Here is a 16,464-nt window from a genome sequence, read left to right on the forward strand (position 1 = left end):
GCTCCTGCTTCAGATTTCTTCGGGTTGCGGGCTGCCGAGGAACGACGTGCTGTCGCGACCGGTGCGTGACAGCACGGCGATACAGGCGGCGCACAAGGCTGCGGCGCCCAATGCCGAAAGGAGCGCGACGGGGCCGCCTTTGAGCGCGGCGACGACGTTCTGGTTGGCCGCCATCGCGACCACGACGGGGATATACATCGCACCCCAGAACCCCACGCCCGCTTCGGTTTCCTTGGGCAGCAGACCCTTGCCGTGCAGATAGAGCCGCAGGAAGATCAGTAGCAGCATCGCAATGCCGACTCCGCCAACGTTCGTCTTTACGCCGATGGCGAGCCCGAGCAGGTCACCGAGAAACAGACCGGCCAGGTGGCAAAAAGCAAGCAGCGCAGTTCCATAAATGATCATTCGTGTCTCCTGTCCCGTGTCTCGTGCAAAAGCTGTCGGCCAGAGCTCGCGATCTGCTTACTCTCACCTCATGCAGGGCGGTTGCTAATTGTTTTTTTGGCCTCTCGCGAGGCAGTGTTATGTGCGTGAAAACGCTCGCACCAGTGCCCGGTTCGTTGCCACCGCTGAGGTGGTTTTCATCGGACTGTCGATAGCATGGCGCGAGTCTATGGGAGCGCGAGATACCCGTTCAATGACGTTCGCCAGGCATTCGTTATCGTGAGGCTAACGATTCCAGGTGCGCGATGCCGGGACCCATGCGGGGCGGGGCGTACGAGCCCGTCTCACGGTTTAGGGGTTTTCCCTCGCGCGGCGTGCAACGGGCAAATTGGCGGCTGTCGAGTCGCGATCAGAGGCAGGTAATCATCTTTTGACCGCGAGCGCTGACCACCCCACGCGAGCGTCGCGACGACAGATTGGCCGTGAATCTAGTGTCATCGAGCGTCGAATTTCGACGCGAGCCTTTGCTCCCGGAACGCAGCGACCACAAAGTCGATGAACACCCGTGTTTTTTCCGGAAGGAGTTTTTTGTTCGAGTAATAGATCGAAATCGGCCCATGGTCCGCATACCAGCCGGGTAGCAGGCGCACCAGCGCTCCGCTCGAAAGCCAGCGCGCCGCGTGCGGCATTGGAAGGAATGCGACACCGTGCCCTAGCATGGCCGCGTGGGCCATCGCCTCGGGGTCGTCGAAAATCAGCCTCGGACGGCACTCGGCCTCGGCCTGCTCGCCAACCTGGTTACGCAGCGTCCATGTACGCAGGCGACCCGATGTAGCCGAGCGCCGCACGATGCCGTCGAAGTTAGCCAGATCGCCGGGATGGCGGGGCATTGCACGTGTCGCCATATACGAAGGCGAAGCCGCCACGATCACGTGGGTCCGCGCGAGTTCGCGTGCCACGAGTCCCGGCGTGAGTTCGATGCCGCCGCCGATCGCGGCGTCGAATGCGCCCGCGATCAGGTCGACCGGGCGGTTGTCGAAGTGCCAGTCGGGAACGATCGCGGGGTAGCGTTGAAGAAACTCGCCGAGCAACGGCACCAGATACTCGCGACCGAATGCGAGCGCCATGCTGACCTTCAGCGAGCCGGACGGTTTGCCTTCATGCGTGGCTGCATTTGCAATGGCATCGCGAACTGCGGAAAACGGATCGGCCACGTCCCGCAGGAAACGTTCGCCGGCCGCCGTGAGCGTCAGGTTTCGCGTGCTGCGTTGAAAAAGACGCAGACCGAGCGACGCCTCGAGTCGAGCCACATTCTTGCTGACCGCCGCGGGCGTGAGGCCGAGGCGCCGGGCCGCCGCCGAAAAGCTGCCCGACTCCGCGCTAAGGACAAACGACTCGATCGAGTTCAACGCTTCCATCGTGATTTGATACAAATGGTTGAAAGACCAACTCTACATTAGACGCTACCGGTAATTAGGTGTCGAGCCCATACTTCATGCACTCAATTCAACCAGGAACGACATCATGAATTCAACCCTCAATGGCAAAGTGGCGTTTGTAACCGGCGGCGGCCGCGGGATCGGAGCCGCCATCGTGCGGCGGTTGGCTCGCGACGGTGCGGCTGTCGCGTTCACCTACAAAGGCTCGGCGGCGATTGCGAACGATCTCGCCGAAAGCATCACGCGTGAGGGCGGGCGCGCCATCGCGCTACAGGCCGACGCAGGCGACGCGGCTGCACTGACGCGCGCCGTCGATGACGCAGCGGCGGCGCTCGGCAAGATCGACATCCTGGTCAACAACGCCGGCGTGCTGTTGATGGGCACGGTCGACACCTTCTCGCTGGAAGACTTCGACAAGACGCTGGAAGTCAATGTGCGCGGCGTGTTCGTGGCCATAAAAGCGGTGCTTCCGCACATGGGAAATGGCGGGCGCATCGTCAACATCGGCAGTTGCAACGCGGAGCGTATGCCTTTTGCGGGCGGCGCTGCTTATGCGATGAGCAAGTCCGCGCTGCGCGGGCTGGTTCAAGGCCTGGCGCGCGACCTTGGCCCGCGCGGGATCACGGTCAACAACGTGCAGCCTGGCCCGACCGACACCGACATGAATCCGGAGAGCGGCGACTTTGCATCGGCATTGCACGGCTTGATGGCGCTGCCACGCCATGCACATCCTGACGAGATCGCCGGCATGGTGGCTTATGTTGTCGGACCGGACGCCGGGTTCGTCACGGGTGCGAGCCTGACCATCGACGGTGGCTTCAACGCATAGTGCTCGACCGTATGTCGAGTTCCAGCGTGGCTCGTTCGAGCGGTGCGCCTTGCCGCGCGCCGGTCGGTCGGCTATGTGGCACGTATGCCGAGCCGTCTTTTCCCGGCGGTGACTGACTGACGCTTCGGCATGTGTCGATGTCACATGTCGTGCGCCACCGCCATGTTCTTGCGGATGCAGGTCAAAGCGCCGATTCAAACAAAGTCGGCGTGATCTTTTCGGTTTCACCTCCTAGACTCGATTGTTGTCCGCAAGCGGTTGATGGCCGCGTGGAATCGTCTGTGCTTTGCCGAACCGCTTGCGCCTCTCCGTTGACAGCAAAAGGAGAACCGATGGAATGCATCGAGATATACACGAGCGCCGACGGACACTCGAACTTCAAAACCATTCAGGCCTTTGAACCGAGTCCGGTGTTGTTCAAGGGTGTTGCCGTGTCGTTGTCTTCGCCGCTGCCATGCGAAAGCGTGCTCATGCATGAATTCGATGGTGACTACTTTCTCGGCTGGCATAACCCGCCATCACGGCAATATGTCGTGGTGCTCGAAGGGGAACTGGAAATCAGCGTGCAAGGACCGGACGCAGCGCAGCGTTTTCCAGCGGGCGCGGTTTTCGTTGCGGGTGATCTGCAAGGCACTGGCCATACGACGCGCGCAATCCGCTCAGGCCGCGCATTAGTCGTCAACCTGCGGGGATAACGCGATGCAGCTCGAGCATGCTCTGGCAGTGGTGACAGGCGGCAGCAGCGGCATAGGCTTCGCAACCGCTGAACGATTCGTAGCCGAAGGCGCGCGCGTGGTGATCAGCGGGCGTAATGCGGAAAAACTCCAACTGGCCGCGGACAAGCTCGGCGAGAATGCGTTGCCGGTCATGGCCAATGCCGCGAACCCGGAAGACATGCAACGGCTATATCAAACAGCGGTCGGCCATTTTCAATGCGATGTCGATGTGCTGGTCGCGAACGCGGGTATCTCCCGGCAAACTCCGCTGCGCGAAACGACGCTGCAGCAGTTTTCCGATGTTCTCGACATCAATGTCGGCGGGGTGTACTCGACCGTACGAGAGGCGCTGCCGTTCCTGGCCCGACCTGCGTCGATCGTTCTCGTGGCGTCGCTCGCGGCCAGTCAGGGCACGAAAAATTTTTCCGCATATTGCGCGTCGAAGGCGGCGGTGGTCTCGCTGGCAAAGTGCTTTGCGGCCGACCTGGTCGAACTCGGCGTGCGCGTGAACAGCATTTCACCAGGAGTTGCCAATACGCCGATCTTCGATACGCTGGGCATATCCGAGGCGCAACTTTTGCAATGGTCGAATGCGATTCCCATGAAGCGGCCGGCCGAACCCGCCGAGGTTGCGGCCGCGATCCTTTTCCTTGCGTCGAATGCATCGGGGTACGTGACCGGCGCCGATCTCGCAGTCGACGGTGGCATGTCAGGCATCAGTCCGTTCTGAATGGGGCAGATCGCGCACGTTGAACTCACCGGATCGCAGGCAACAAAAAACCCCGTAAGACGTTGATCTTACGGGGTTTCTCGAACTACTGCGGCTTACGCCGAAACAACTGTGGTGCCCAGGAGAGGACTCGAACCTCCACGGTGTTGCCACCGCTAGGACCTGAACCTAGTGCGTCTACCAATTCCGCCACCTGGGCACGTTTTCAAGCTAGACCGCTATTTTAGCGGGCTGATGCAGCGTGTCAATCCCCGCTTATAAACAAACTAGCAAACTTCGCTTTTACCGCCACGAGTAATGCATCCAATGCCGACGAACGGTAATCAGACCGCATGACCTCAAATCAAAACTCGTTGCACAAAAACTAAAGCCGCCCAATGCAACATGGCGGCTTTAGTTTTGAATCTTGGTGCCCAAGAGAGGACTCGAACCTCCACAGTGTTGCCACCGCTAGGACCTGAACCTAGTGCGTCTACCAATTTCGCCACCTGGGCAGGTGATGAACAGCAAAGACCGCCATTATAGCGACAGAATGGAACCTGTCAAGCGTTTCTCAAAACTTGCTTAAACAACCCGTCGACGAGGCTGCGCGGGCTTCCCGGCGACTATTGACGGCCCGCGTGGCGCGCCGGACGGGTGTTAGAATGCCTCGCAGTAGTTCGTTGGCACGGTGCACAAGCCCGTCGGACTCAGCCTTGAACGAGCCGGACCCGAGAGAGTCTTTTCAGTGCAACGGCAGGCGCGAATCATGCGCGCTGCAAACGCTTCTTAAGCCGAGCCACATCGCAGACCGACGTCCATGCAACGAGAAAAAATCATCGACAAGCCCTTGAGCAAATTTCCGTATCCGATTCCGAGCCGCGAGGAAATCCTCGGCGTTCTGCGTACGAGCGAAGCGCCGCTCGCCGCCAACGACATCGCTGAAGCCTTGTCGATCAAGCGCCAGGAGCGCGAGGGGTTCTTCAAGCGCCTGGGCGCGATGGAGCGCGACGGCCAGATCCGGCTCGATCAGCGCAATTTGTATCAACTGACTCATCCGTCGAACTTCGTCGCGGGGCGCGTTCAGGGCCATCGAGACGGCTACGGCTTCCTGATCCGCGACGACGGCCAGGACGATCTGTTCCTGCCCACCGCCGAAATGCAGAAGGTCATGCACAACGACCGCGTGCTCGCGCGCATCGTCGGCTATGACCGGCGCGGCCGGCCGGAAGGGCATATCGTCGAGGTCACCGACCGCGCCAACAAGCGTGTGATCGGCCGCCTGCTCAACGAGAACGGCGCGCTGATCGTCGCGCCCGAAGACAAGCGCATTGGCCATGACATCCTGATCACGCAGAACACCAAGAAGGCCAAGGTCGGTCAGGTGGTGGTAGTCGAATTGACCGATTTTCCGAGTCGTCATTCGCAGCCGCTCGGCCGCGTGGTCGAAGTGCTCGGCGATATCGACGACCCCGGCATGGAAATCGAAATCGCAGTGCGCAAGTACGGCGTGCCGCACGAGTTCAGCGCCGACGCGCTTGCCGAAGCCTCGAAACTTCCCGACGAAGTCCGCCCGGCCGACGTGCGTCACCGCATCGACCTGCGCGACGTGCCGTTCGTCACGATCGACGGCGAAGACGCGCGCGACTTCGACGACGCAGTGTATTGCGAGCCCGTCAAGGTAGGCCGCGGCGAAGGCTTCCGCCTGATCGTCGCAATCGCGGACGTCTCGCATTACGTGCATCCGAAAAGCGGCCTCGACGCAGACGCGATCGAACGCAGCACGTCCGTCTATTTCCCGCGCCGCGTGATTCCCATGCTGCCGGAAAAACTGTCGAACGGTTTGTGCTCGCTGAATCCGAACGTCGACCGTTGCGTGCTGGTGTGCGACATGATCGTGACCGCGCGGGGCGAAGTGAAGGCGTATCAGTTCTATCCCGGCGTGATGCATTCGGCCGCGCGTCTGACTTATACCGAAGTCGCCGCGGTGCTGAAGAACACCAAGGGTCCGGAAGCTACGCGTCGCGCCGCGCTGCTGCCGCAACTGCAGAACCTGTACGGCGTCTACAAGTCGCTATTCGCCGCGCGTCAGAAGCGTGGCGCGATCGACTTCGATACGACCGAGACGTACATCGTCTGCAATGCGCAGGGCAAGATCGAACAGATCGTGCCGCGTACCCGCAACGAAGCGCACAAGCTGATCGAGGAATGCATGCTGGCCGCGAACGTCTGCGCCGCCGACTTCCTCAAGCGCAACAAGCATCCGGGTCTGTTCCGCGTGCACGCCGGGCCGACTGCGGAGAAGCTCGAGAATCTGCGCACGTTCCTGCGCGGCATGGGCCTCACGCTCGGCGGCGGCGACAAGCCGCACGCAAGCGACTACGCTGCGCTGATGGCGCAGATCCGCGAACGGCCCGACGCGCAGATGCTGCAAACCATGCTGCTGCGCTCGATGCAACAGGCCGTATATAGCCCCGACAATATCGGCCACTTCGGTCTCGCGTATGAGGCGTATGCCCACTTCACGAGCCCGATCCGCCGTTATCCCGACCTGCTCACGCACCGCGCGATCTACGCGATCCTGCAGGGCCGCAAGTATCAGCCGGAGCCGCCACAAGGCGTCACGCTGAATACGGCGCTGTCGCCGCGCGCTCGCGCAATGCAGCAGGCCGACGACGAAAAAAGCGGCCGTTCGCGTTCGAACAACGTGGCGATCTGGGAAGAACTGGGCTTGCATTGCTCGGCCAACGAGCGCCGCGCCGACGAAGCGTCGCGCGACGTCGAAGCGTGGCTCAAGTGCTATTTCATGCGCGACAAGCTCGGCGAAGAATACGGCGGCATGGTGAACGGTGTCACGTCGTTCGGCATTTTCGTGCAGCTCGATTCACTTTTCATCGAAGGTCTCGTGCACGTCACCGAACTGGGCTCCGACTACTTCCAGTACGACGAGATCAAGAACGAACTGCGCGGCGAGCGCACCGGCATTCGCTACCGCCTGTCGGATCGCGTGCGTGTGCAGGTGAGCCGCGTGGACCTCGACGCGCGCAAGATCGACTTCCGCCTCGTGCGGGATACGCCGATCAAGCCGCACCCGGTCCGCGGCGTGGCGGCCGACAAGTCGTCCGGCGAAAACGGCGGCGCGCGCGTGCGCGCATTGCCGCCGGTGGAAGGCGGCGCCGCGCCGGGCGCGCGCCACAAGAAAGCGGCTCCCGCACAAAGCGCTGCGGTCAAGGAAGCACGCGCCGCGCGCGGTGCCGCGAAGAAACACGGCGCGGCGCCCAAACCGGCGTCCAAGCCGACGGTGCGCAAGAAGCGCTAAAGCCGCCTCGTGGCTTGAACCGCGCGCAGCGGGTACGTCAACACGTACCGGTTGCGCGCGGTGTTCGTTTCATCTGCCTGGTTCGATCTACGGTCAATGCCGGATGCACGCGCTAGCTGGATCGCGAACAGGCACATATATTCATCACAGCAGCGCGGCTATCGTGTCGCGCTCAATCAAAGGTTGTATCAGTCATGGCACGTCACAAGGTTCTATACGGTTTCCACGCAGTCACCGCGCGTATCAGGCACGATGCGTCGACAGTCGAAGATGTTTATTACGACGCCACGCGCAAGGACCGTCGCATGACCGAGTTTCTGCACGTGGCGAAGGAAGCGGGCGTGCGTCTCATCGCCGCCGACGAAACGCGCCTGTGGGGCCTCGCGCACACCGAGCGTCACCAGGGCGTGGTGGCGCGCGCGGGCGACATGCCGCTCGCGCAGAACCTGGCTGAATTGCTCGACGGCATCAATGGTTCGCCGCTCATTCTGGTGCTCGACGGCGTAACGGACCCGCACAATCTGGGCGCCTGCCTGCGCGTCGCCGATGCTGCCGGCGCGCACGCGGTGATCGCGCCGCGTGACCGTGCGGTCGGCCTGAACGCGACGGCCGCGAAGGTCGCGAGCGGTGCCGCTGACACCGTGCCGTACATCACCGTGACGAACCTCGCACGGGCGTTGCGCGAACTGAAGGACGCCGGCGTGTGGGTCGTGGGCACGGCCGGCGAGGCCAGCAAGAGCCTCTATGAGACGGAGCTGGACGGTCCCGTTGCACTCGTGATGGGCGCAGAAGGCGAGGGCATGCGCCGCCTCACGCGCGATACGTGCGACGTCGTCATGCAGATTCCGATGGCTGGCACCGTGGAGAGCCTGAACGTGTCCGTGGCGAGCGGCGTGTGTCTGTTCGAGGCGGTCAGGCAGCGGGCGGTGAAGAAGTAATTCCGGCCGGTCCGAGGCTTCTACTCCGGTAAACTAGCGTTTTTTACTGCGAGCCTGCATCCCATGACTCAAGACGAACTCAAGCAACTGGTCGGCCAGGCCGCCGCCGACTACGTCCACGCCAACGTGCCGGAAGGCTCGTTGATCGGCGTGGGCACAGGCTCCACCGCGAACTGTTTCATCGACGCGCTGGCCGCCAACAAGGCGCGCTATCGCGGCGCAGTGTCGAGTTCTCTCGCCACCACTGCGCGCCTGCAGTCGCACGGCTTCAAGGTGCTCGATCTGAACGAAATCGATTCGCTGCCGGTCTATGTGGACGGTGCGGACGAGATCGACCACAGCGGCGCGATGATCAAAGGCGGCGGCGGCGCGCTGACGCGCGAGAAAATCGTCGCGTCGGTATCGGACGTGTTCGTATGTATCGCGGATGCGAGCAAACTCGTCGACACGCTCGGCAATTTTCCTCTGCCGATCGAAGTGGTGCCGATGGCGCGCACCGCAATCGGCCGCCGCGTGACCGCGCTCGGCGGTGTGCCGGTGGTGCGCGTCACGAAAGAGGGCGACCCGTTCATCACCGACAACGGCAACGAAATCATCGACGTCAAAGGTCTGCGCATTAGCGACCCGCGCACGCTCGAAATGCACATCAACGCGTGGCCAGGCGTCGTGACGGTTGGACTCTTCGCGGCGCGCGGCGCAAATCTGTGCCTGCTCGGCACGGACACCGGCGTGCAAACAATCGAATACCGCAAGGACTGAGTCACGCGCGAGCCTTCTCACGCGGGCTCGCACGCATCCATCGTTTGAGCGGCGGCACGCGTTCTAGCGGCTCGCCTGAGTATTCGTTCTGTCACTGGGGCGCTGCATCGCGGCCGTCAACGCGTCGATCATTCGCTCCAAGTACCGCTCCACCGAAAACTCCGCTTGTGCATCTATCAGCGCCTGTTGCGCGAGGCGCTGTGCAAGCGCGGGATCTGTGCGCAAGACAGCGATTGCCTCGGCGAGCGCCGCTGCATCGCCGGGCTTGACGAGCCAGCCGTTGCGGCCATGCCGCACGATCTCCGTTACGCCGCCCGCGGCTGCCGCGATCACCGGGCGGCCCGCCGCCATGCCCTCGACGATCACACGTCCGAAGGGCTCGGGCTCCGTCGACGTGTGCAGGATCACATTCATCGCTTTCATCCACGTGGGCACGTCGTCCTGAAAGCCCGCGAAGTGCACGCGCTCCGCGATGCCGAGCGCGGCGGCCTGATCGCGCAAACGCTGCGCATAGGCATCCTCACCAAATAGCGGTGCGCCGACCAGAACGAGGTGTGCATCGGGCAATCGCGCCAACGCGTCGAGCGCGATGTGCTGACCTTTCCACGGCGCGAGGCGGCCGAACAGGCCGGCGAGCCAAGCGTGCTCTGGCAAGCCGAGGCGCTGCCTGAGCGAGCCGATGTCGGTGCCATCCACACGATCGAAGGCGCTCGCGTCGATGCCGTTGTAGACGACCGGCACCGAGTCTGCCGCAAGGCCCGTGAGCGCTGCAAGCGATCTCGCCGACGCCTGCGAATTGACGATCACGTGGTCGACCGCAAGCCGCACCGCCCACTTGATAACGCTCAATTGCACTCGCCCGAAATGCTCGCGCGTGAGAATGTCGTGCTGATACCAGATCACAGGCTTGCGATACAGCGCCTTGCCAAGCGCGCCCAGCACAAGCGCTTTTTGTGTGTTGACGAACAGTACGTCGAACGTGCGCGCGCGTGCCGCAAGAGCACGGACCTGCCGCACGATGCCCGGCAGCACGCGCAAACAGTTCAAGGCCGACGCTTGCCGCGCGATGCCCGACACACTCGCGTCGTTGATCACCTGCACACGTGCGCCGAGCGCTTCAAGACGCGTGCGAAACGGACCGTCGGAAAGCAATACGACCTCGCTGTGCGATCTGCAATGTTCTGCCAATTGCAGTAGCGCGAACTCGGCCCCGCCGAGTTGGCCGCTTTGATCGACGAACAGCACGCGCGGCAATGCGCCCGTGTGCCTGACTGTGGATGCGGGCGCGCCGGAGCCGACCGGCGAGGCAGGCGCGGCAACTGGGTCGATGAACACCGGCGAGACGAGCGGCAGCGGGGTAGCGAGCGGAGAGGCGTCGAGCGTAGGGCGCATAGGAAGGCGAATTAATTGGTTTTTGTGCGTTCGCAAGAGGCGAATGGCGATGATTAATTATTCGCGTCCCGTCGCGCGTCGAATGTGTGCACGCGCACACGCAGCAAACGAAGCGCCACATACACTCGTTGTTAAGCCCAGAGGCGTTGACTGAGGATAAGGAGATCATGAGAGTTGCGATCGTGCACGACTGGCTCGTCGCACCCGGCGGCGCGGAGAAAGTACTCGAGCAGATCATCGAATGCTTTCCCGACGCGGATCTTTTCAGTCTCGTCGATTTTCTCGAAGACCGCCGGCCGCTGCGCGGCAAACCGGTCACCACCTCATTCATTCAATGCCTGCCGTTCGCGCGCCGCCGCTACCGCGCCTACTTGCCGTTGATGCCGCTCGCGGTCGAGCAGTTCGACCTCTCGGGCTACGATCTTATTATCACGAGTTCCTATGCGGTTGCGAAGGGCGTGCTCGTCGGACCCGATCAAACGCATGTGAGTTACGTGCACTCGCCGATGCGTTACGCGTGGGACATGCAGCATCAGTATCTGCGTGAAGCGGGATTGACGCGCGGGCCCAGGTCCTGGCTCGCGCGCGTGCTGCTGCATTATCTGCGTGGCTGGGATTCGCATTCGGCGAATAGCGTGGACCGTCTTGTCGCCAATTCGCAATTCGTCGCGCGCCGTATGATGAAAACCTACCGGCGTGACGCGGCCGTGATTCCGCCTCCCGTCGACGTGCACCAGTTCGAACTATGCACGAACAAGGACGACTTTTATCTGACGGCCTCGCGAATGGTGCCGTACAAGCGCATTGATCTGATTGTCGAGACGTTCAGCGCAACGCCGCATCGCCAGTTGATCGTGATCGGCGACGGACCCGAAATGGCTGCGATTCGCGCCAAGGCTGGGCCGAATGTGACGATACTCGGCTATCAACCGGCCGGAGTTCTCAAGGACTATTTGCAGCGCGCGAAGGCTTTTGTCTTTGCTGCCGAAGAGGACTTCGGCATCGTCCCGCTCGAAGCACAGGCGTGCGGCACGCCCGTGATTGCCTTCGGCAAGGGCGGAGCGCTCGAAACAGTCGTGCCTGTCGGTGAAGCGCATCCTACAGGCGTTTATTTCGGACGACAAACTGTCGTGTCGATGCTCGATGCCATCGACCGTTTCGAGCGGCAGCGCGAGCAGATCACGCCAGCCGCATGCCGTGCGAACGCGGAGCGGTTCTCGTCGGCCGTGTTTCGTCGCGCGTTCATGGCCGAGGTCACACGTACGATCGCCGCGGCGGGCTTGCGCAGCGAGGCGACGGTAGCGGAGAAGGCTGGCACCGATCTCGTCACCGACGAGGTCGGCTGGCCACAGCCGGCGTCGCGGAGCAGTTGGGGACGATGAGCCGAGGCTTTCGCGAGCTTCCTTGCGCGGCGATTCAAACCTGTTTCAGCAGTGCAGCATCATCGAACAAGCCGCCGGGCGATGCCACCCGAGCGGCTATCCGGGGGGAGGCGCCAGCGTGGGTCATGGCCGCCTCGATACACGGTCGTCGACGCGGCGGCAGCCGGCACGGATTGTCGCGGCGATTCATTACAACAGGCAGTCGTTATTCGTTCGTCACGTGGTGACGCATGCGAGCACGACCTTTGGACGAGGAAGAACCTACACTCATGAATGCCGATCGCCTTCCGGGATCCTTTCCCGACATTGCTCAAAGCTGGGCCGCGCTGCAGGCTAACGTGCCCATTACTCCCATTCGCAACGAGCATGATTACCAGACGATGGTCGAGCTCGCCAGCGCGCTTGCCGCCCATCTGAACGGCAAGGAGGACGATCCGCTTGCCGATCTTCATGCGATCGTGTCGGAGCTCGTGCGCAACTGGAAAGCGCAGAATACGACGCTTCCGAAAGGGGAGCCGCGCGAGGTGTTGCGGCATCTGCTGGAGACGCACGGCCTGAAGCAGAAGGACCTGATGGGCATCGCATCCCCGACGGTGGTGAGCGATATCCTGGCGGGCCGCCGTTCGATCAGCAAGAAGGTCGCCAAGGCTCTTGCCCAGCGTTTCCAGACGGACGTCAGCGCGTTTCTATAAGGCCGTGGTCAGGCGGCGGTGATCTTCCGCGATCGGCCTGCGCCGCTGCTTTCACTCAAGACGTCTCACTCGTTCTGCGCCGGCGGTTTTTCCGCCGCCGGCGTCCTGTCTGCTATAGCTTCAGCGCCGCTTGCATCATTGGATCATTGCATCATTGCACGTCGACGCGGCAATAGAAAAAGGGCCGCGCCTTCCTGCAGCGCAGCCCTCGATAGCTTACCTTTTACCGCTCACAGCGTGAATCAGCCCTTCGTGCTGGTGTCGTCAGAATGGGCAGTCGCATACGTGTATGCGTAAGCATAGTCATACGTACCGTTTTTATTGTGACTCTTCAGCGGTACAGCGTTCATCACACCGCCGACCACACGCGCACGCGCGCGGCGCAGCTTCTTCAACGCTTCTGCGAGATGGCCTTCGGTGTGCGCGCCGGCGCGCATCACGAGCACCGTCGAGCCCGCGAGATTCGCGACCACCGCGGCGTCGGCGACCGCGAGCAGCGGGGGCGTATCGACGATGATCAGATCGAACTGCTGTTCGAAACGCGCAAGGATTTCGCTGAACCGGGACGAGGTGAGAATCTCCGACGGGTTCGGCGGGTAAGTGCCCGCGGCGATGAAGTGCAGACCCGCGACGCCCGTCGCGCGTGCCGCCGTTTCAAGGTCCACCTGGCCTGTCAGCAACTCGGTGAGCCCGCCTTCAGGCGAGCGCCCGAGATATTGTGCGAGGCGACCGCGCCGCAAATCCGCGTCGATAAGCAGCACCCGCTTGCCGGATTCGGCGATCAGCGCCGCGAGGTTCGCGCTCAGGAAGCTCTTGCCGTCGGACGGCGCCGGACTCGTAATCGCGATGATGCGGTTCGGCGCGTCGAGCAGGCCGAACTGCAACGTCGCGCGCAGGCCGCGCAAGCCTTCGACAGTCGTGTCATACGGATGCGTCTTGACGAGGAGCGGGCGCACCGGCGTCCTGCCCGATGCAATCACGGTCTGTGTGCCGACCGGCTCGCTTCGCGCTTCGTCTGCTGCTGCATTCGCGCGCGAGCGGGACGACAACAGTCCCGCGATGCCGCTTGACGACGCAGTGGCATCTTCCACCTCGGTCGGCCGCGAACGAGGTGCGGCGAGGGCAGCTCCGCGCGTCGCGCTCAGTTGCCGGTCGCTGCGCGCCTGTTCCGGACTGAATGTGATCGCGCCGAAAATCGGCAACTGGAAGCGGCGCTCGACGAATTCCGGATCGGCCACGCCGGTAAAGAACTTGCGCCTGCAGTACGCAAACAGAATGCCGCCGATCACACCGAGCAGCGTGCCCGCCGAAATGATCAGCGCCGACTTCGGACGCACTGGCTTCGACGGCAGCAACGCTTCATCGACGATGTGAACGTTGCCGATGGTACCGGCCCGCGAGATCGACAGCTCCTGGATCTTGTTGAGAAGCGCGACGTAAATTTCCTCGGCGACTTTGGCATCGCGTTGCAATGCGAGCGCGTTACGCTCGGAACTCGGCAGCGTGGTGAAGTGGTCTTCGAAGCGCGCTTTCTCGCGGGCCATTGCGGCCAGTTGCGAGTCGACCTGCAGCACTTCCGGGCTTTCGGGAGTGAAACGCTGCAGCAATTGCGCGCGCTGAATGCGCAGCGCCGCGATCTGCTTCTCATAGTCGAGGCCACCGGCGAGATACACGCCCGCTTCCTGAGTCGGCTGGAACGAGCCCACTTTCGACTGATACTCCGATAGCGCGGTTTCCGTCTTCTTTACCTCGGCGCGCAGGCGTGGCAGTTCGCTGTTGAGGAAGTCGAGCATGTGGCTCGCTTCTTCCTGTGCGCGTTCGGTGCGCTGCTTCAGATAAGAGGCGGCCACGGCGTTCGTGATCGCGGTGATTGCGTGGGCGTCGGTGCCCGAATACGACAATTGCACGACGCCCGTGTCACGGCCTTTCTCGGTGACCTGCAACGAAGTGGACAGCGCGGACACTGCGTCAAGCTGATTAAAGCGCGTGATGTAAAACTCGGTGCCGGGACGGGCCACCAGTTTTTTCACCAACAGCGTGACGTCGTGGCCTTGCGCCTGCGCTCCGGCCACACCGGTCAAAAGCGTTGCGCCGCGCGCATCGGTCAGTACGTAGCGGCCTTTGTCGAGCGCATGCAGCGTCAGTTGCGCGCCTTCGAGCGCCTTCGGCACGACGATCGAGCCAACCTCGAACTGCTCGCCGCCCCACGCATATTCGGTCAGACCGAACGGTGCAGCGAACGGATGCCCAGGGCTCGCGAACAACGACGCAATCTTGCCCAGCACCGGCACGGTGTTGGCGGAGGTGCTGAAATTCAGCTTGAACTGCTCGACTACCGGCTCGACCACCGCGCGGCTCTTGATGATTTCGATCTCGGCCTCGGTGCGCATCGGGCCCACGCTCGGCATCAACGAAAGCAGCTTCTGACCTTGCGCGTTGTTGCCGTTGCTTTGCGCGTCGACCTGAAGCAGCGCATCGGCGGAATAGACCGGCGTGGCGATCTTCGTATAGACGACCGCGGCGAGAATCACACTGCCCGCAATGCCGATTACCCACCAGATCTGTTCCGTGACCGTGCGCAGCAGATCGCGCATCACGGCGTCTTCGTCGCCGCCCGGCGCCGGCCCGTGGTCCAGCATGTCATACGTACTCATGTCGATACTCCGTTGCAAGCAATTTATCTGGACAACTGGACGGTGTAGAACAACGACTGCAGAGTCGGCGTGATCTGTTCGAGTGCGCGATTAAAGCGCGCGGCATTCGACACTTGCACGTACACCACATCCTTCGGTTGCAGATCGAACTTGGTCATCAGCATCAACGCGTCCACCTGCGTCATGTCGAGTTGATAGACGTCCGGCGTCAGCGTTTTGTCGGCGCCACGCACCACATATACGTATCGCGGATCGCCGGTCTTCACATCGAGACTGCCTGCGCCGGTGAGTGCGTCGGCGAGCGTGAGACGGCCGCGGTTCATCGGCAGCGAAGTCGGCTTGTTGACTTCGCCGAGCACGAATACGCGGCTGTTCGAGCGATCCGGCACGTCGATGATGTCGCCGTCCTTGAGCAACACGTTCTGCTGCGGATCGCCGGTTTCGAGTAGCGCGGCCACGTCGACCGTATGGCGTTTGCCGTCGCGCGTGACGCCGACGTTCTGCAGATCCGCGTCGGGCAGCGCGCCTCCCGCGCGGTTGATCGCGTCGAGCACGGTGAGCGGCGCATCGGTGATCGCTTCGGACGCGGGCGTGCGCAGGTTGCCGGTCACCTGCACCGACTGACTGTTGAAGCCCGACACGCGCACGTCGAGTTGCGGGTCGCGAATCGTGCGCGCGAGCCCCTTCGTCAACGCTTCCTGAACCTGTTGCGCGGTCATGCCCTGCACCTTCATGCGGCCCACGCGCGGAAAGAAGATCGTGCCGTTGTTGGCGACACGCACCGTGAGACCGCCTTCGCCGCTGCTCATCGTGGTGGGCGCGATGGGCGTCGCACCTTGCGTCTGCGTGGGGCCGGGCGAGGGCGCAGCGCTGCCGCCCGGCAACGGCGGCGTGCCGGTTGCGAGGCCCATGCCGCCCGTCAGTTCGGGGTGATCCCAAACGATGATGGTCAACTGGTCGCCGATCCCGAGCCGATACTCGTAAAGGCCGCGCGTTTGCGGCGTAAGGCACGTCAACGGACAAACGGCGGGAACGGTGGCCGCGCGTTGCTCGCGGAAATAACCCACGTCGATTGCATGCACCGGAAACTTCTCGGCGGTCTGTTCCGGCGGTGCGGGCGGCTCGAGCCGTTTGGTGTCGAGGTACGGTCCGGGCGCCAATGAACAGGCGCATAGAGATGCAGCCGCGAGCGCCGCGGCAATTGTTTTGATAGTCATTTTATGGTCCCTTCGCGTGTAGCCGGTACGTCGA

Annotated in this window: 13 protein-coding genes and 2 tRNA genes; 8 read left to right on the plus strand and 7 right to left on the minus strand. The window is 62.6% G+C overall.

What is annotated here, in order from left to right:
* Positions 1-9: 9 nt before the first annotated feature.
* Entirely contained in the window at positions 10-405 is a 396-nt protein-coding gene (madL, locus tag JMY24_RS05040) for a malonate transporter subunit MadL (RefSeq protein ID WP_128586761.1), read from the minus strand.
* A 473-nt stretch (positions 406-878) separates the two neighbouring features.
* On the minus strand, positions 879-1,802 hold the full coding sequence (locus JMY24_RS05045) for a LysR family transcriptional regulator (protein ID WP_201701465.1): 924 nt from the start codon (positions 1,800-1,802) through the stop codon (positions 879-881).
* A 106-nt stretch (positions 1,803-1,908) separates the two neighbouring features.
* Here JMY24_RS05045 and JMY24_RS05050 point away from each other — a divergent pair, with 106 nt between their 5' ends.
* From JMY24_RS05050 to JMY24_RS05060, 3 genes are all read left to right on the plus strand, one after another.
* Complete coding sequence (locus tag JMY24_RS05050; protein ID WP_201701466.1) at positions 1,909-2,652, plus strand: SDR family oxidoreductase; 744 nt, start codon at positions 1,909-1,911, stop codon at positions 2,650-2,652.
* A 137-nt stretch (positions 2,653-2,789) separates the two neighbouring features.
* Positions 2,790-3,347, plus strand: a complete 558-nt coding sequence (locus tag JMY24_RS05055; RefSeq protein WP_236597315.1) for a cupin domain-containing protein — start codon at positions 2,790-2,792, stop codon at positions 3,345-3,347.
* A 4-nt stretch (positions 3,348-3,351) separates the two neighbouring features.
* The gene (locus tag JMY24_RS05060; RefSeq protein WP_128594885.1) at positions 3,352-4,098 is read left to right on the plus strand and encodes an SDR family NAD(P)-dependent oxidoreductase; all 747 of its coding nucleotides are present in this window, start codon (positions 3,352-3,354) and stop codon (positions 4,096-4,098) included.
* A gap of 112 nt (positions 4,099-4,210) precedes the next feature.
* On the opposite strand, the gene JMY24_RS05065 is transcribed toward JMY24_RS05060, so the two are convergent.
* Both JMY24_RS05065 and JMY24_RS05070 read right to left on the minus strand, forming a co-directional pair.
* A tRNA-Leu gene (locus JMY24_RS05065) sits at positions 4,211-4,297 on the minus strand.
* Between the two features lie 208 nt (positions 4,298-4,505).
* Positions 4,506-4,592 (minus strand) — tRNA-Leu (locus tag JMY24_RS05070).
* Between the two features lie 305 nt (positions 4,593-4,897).
* Between JMY24_RS05070 and rnr the strand changes: the two genes are divergently transcribed.
* From rnr to rpiA, 3 genes are all read left to right on the plus strand, one after another.
* Complete coding sequence (rnr, locus tag JMY24_RS05075; protein ID WP_201701467.1) at positions 4,898-7,396, plus strand: ribonuclease R; 2,499 nt, start codon at positions 4,898-4,900, stop codon at positions 7,394-7,396.
* Between the two features lie 194 nt (positions 7,397-7,590).
* A complete protein-coding gene (rlmB, locus tag JMY24_RS05080) occupies positions 7,591-8,334 on the plus strand; it encodes a 23S rRNA (guanosine(2251)-2'-O)-methyltransferase RlmB (RefSeq protein WP_020065733.1) in 744 nt (247 codons plus the stop codon).
* A 63-nt stretch (positions 8,335-8,397) separates the two neighbouring features.
* Positions 8,398-9,093: a ribose-5-phosphate isomerase RpiA gene (gene rpiA / locus JMY24_RS05085; RefSeq protein ID WP_128589941.1), complete on the plus strand. Its 696-nt coding sequence runs from the start codon at positions 8,398-8,400 to the stop codon at positions 9,091-9,093.
* Positions 9,094-9,156: 63 nt separating this feature from the next.
* On the opposite strand, the gene JMY24_RS05090 is transcribed toward rpiA, so the two are convergent.
* The gene (locus JMY24_RS05090) at positions 9,157-10,485 is read right to left on the minus strand and encodes a glycosyltransferase (protein WP_128594886.1); all 1,329 of its coding nucleotides are present in this window, start codon (positions 10,483-10,485) and stop codon (positions 9,157-9,159) included.
* 167 nt (positions 10,486-10,652) lie between these two features.
* Here JMY24_RS05090 and JMY24_RS05095 point away from each other — a divergent pair, with 167 nt between their 5' ends.
* Positions 10,653-11,867, plus strand: coding sequence for a glycosyltransferase family 4 protein (locus JMY24_RS05095; RefSeq protein ID WP_128594887.1), 1,215 nt, complete (start codon positions 10,653-10,655; stop codon positions 11,865-11,867).
* 269 nt (positions 11,868-12,136) lie between these two features.
* Positions 12,137-12,559, plus strand: a complete 423-nt coding sequence (locus tag JMY24_RS05105) for a helix-turn-helix domain-containing protein (protein ID WP_128589937.1) — start codon at positions 12,137-12,139, stop codon at positions 12,557-12,559.
* A 242-nt stretch (positions 12,560-12,801) separates the two neighbouring features.
* Here JMY24_RS05105 and JMY24_RS05110 read toward each other — a convergent pair whose 3' ends face one another.
* The gene (locus tag JMY24_RS05110; protein ID WP_201701468.1) at positions 12,802-15,213 is read right to left on the minus strand and encodes a polysaccharide biosynthesis tyrosine autokinase; all 2,412 of its coding nucleotides are present in this window, start codon (positions 15,211-15,213) and stop codon (positions 12,802-12,804) included.
* Positions 15,214-15,236: 23 nt separating this feature from the next.
* Complete coding sequence (locus tag JMY24_RS05115; RefSeq protein WP_201701469.1) at positions 15,237-16,430, minus strand: polysaccharide biosynthesis/export family protein; 1,194 nt, start codon at positions 16,428-16,430, stop codon at positions 15,237-15,239.
* Positions 16,431-16,464: the final 34 nt, after the last annotated feature.

This window comes from Paraburkholderia kirstenboschensis, from assembly GCF_904848585.1.
In the GTDB taxonomy this organism is placed as follows: Bacteria; Pseudomonadota; Gammaproteobacteria; order Burkholderiales; family Burkholderiaceae; genus Paraburkholderia; species Paraburkholderia kirstenboschensis.

Bases quoted from the DNA above. Each gene is read 5' to 3' on its own strand.
- madL (WP_128586761.1), bottom strand. From the start codon at position 405: ATGATCATTTATGGAACTGCGCTGCTTGCTTTTTGCCACCTGGCCGGT.
- JMY24_RS05045 (WP_201701465.1), bottom strand. From the start codon at position 1,802: ATGGAAGCGTTGAACTCGATCGAGTCGTTTGTCCTTAGCGCGGAGTCG.
- JMY24_RS05050 (WP_201701466.1), top strand. From the start codon at position 1,909: ATGAATTCAACCCTCAATGGCAAAGTGGCGTTTGTAACCGGCGGCGGC.
- JMY24_RS05055 (WP_236597315.1), top strand. From the start codon at position 2,790: ATGTCACATGTCGTGCGCCACCGCCATGTTCTTGCGGATGCAGGTCAA.
- JMY24_RS05060 (WP_128594885.1), top strand. From the start codon at position 3,352: ATGCAGCTCGAGCATGCTCTGGCAGTGGTGACAGGCGGCAGCAGCGGC.
- rnr (WP_201701467.1), top strand. From the start codon at position 4,898: ATGCAACGAGAAAAAATCATCGACAAGCCCTTGAGCAAATTTCCGTAT.
- rlmB (WP_020065733.1), top strand. From the start codon at position 7,591: ATGGCACGTCACAAGGTTCTATACGGTTTCCACGCAGTCACCGCGCGT.
- rpiA (WP_128589941.1), top strand. From the start codon at position 8,398: ATGACTCAAGACGAACTCAAGCAACTGGTCGGCCAGGCCGCCGCCGAC.
- JMY24_RS05090 (WP_128594886.1), bottom strand. From the start codon at position 10,485: ATGCGCCCTACGCTCGACGCCTCTCCGCTCGCTACCCCGCTGCCGCTC.
- JMY24_RS05095 (WP_128594887.1), top strand. From the start codon at position 10,653: ATGAGAGTTGCGATCGTGCACGACTGGCTCGTCGCACCCGGCGGCGCG.
- JMY24_RS05105 (WP_128589937.1), top strand. From the start codon at position 12,137: ATGAATGCCGATCGCCTTCCGGGATCCTTTCCCGACATTGCTCAAAGC.
- JMY24_RS05110 (WP_201701468.1), bottom strand. From the start codon at position 15,213: ATGAGTACGTATGACATGCTGGACCACGGGCCGGCGCCGGGCGGCGAC.
- JMY24_RS05115 (WP_201701469.1), bottom strand. From the start codon at position 16,430: ATGACTATCAAAACAATTGCCGCGGCGCTCGCGGCTGCATCTCTATGC.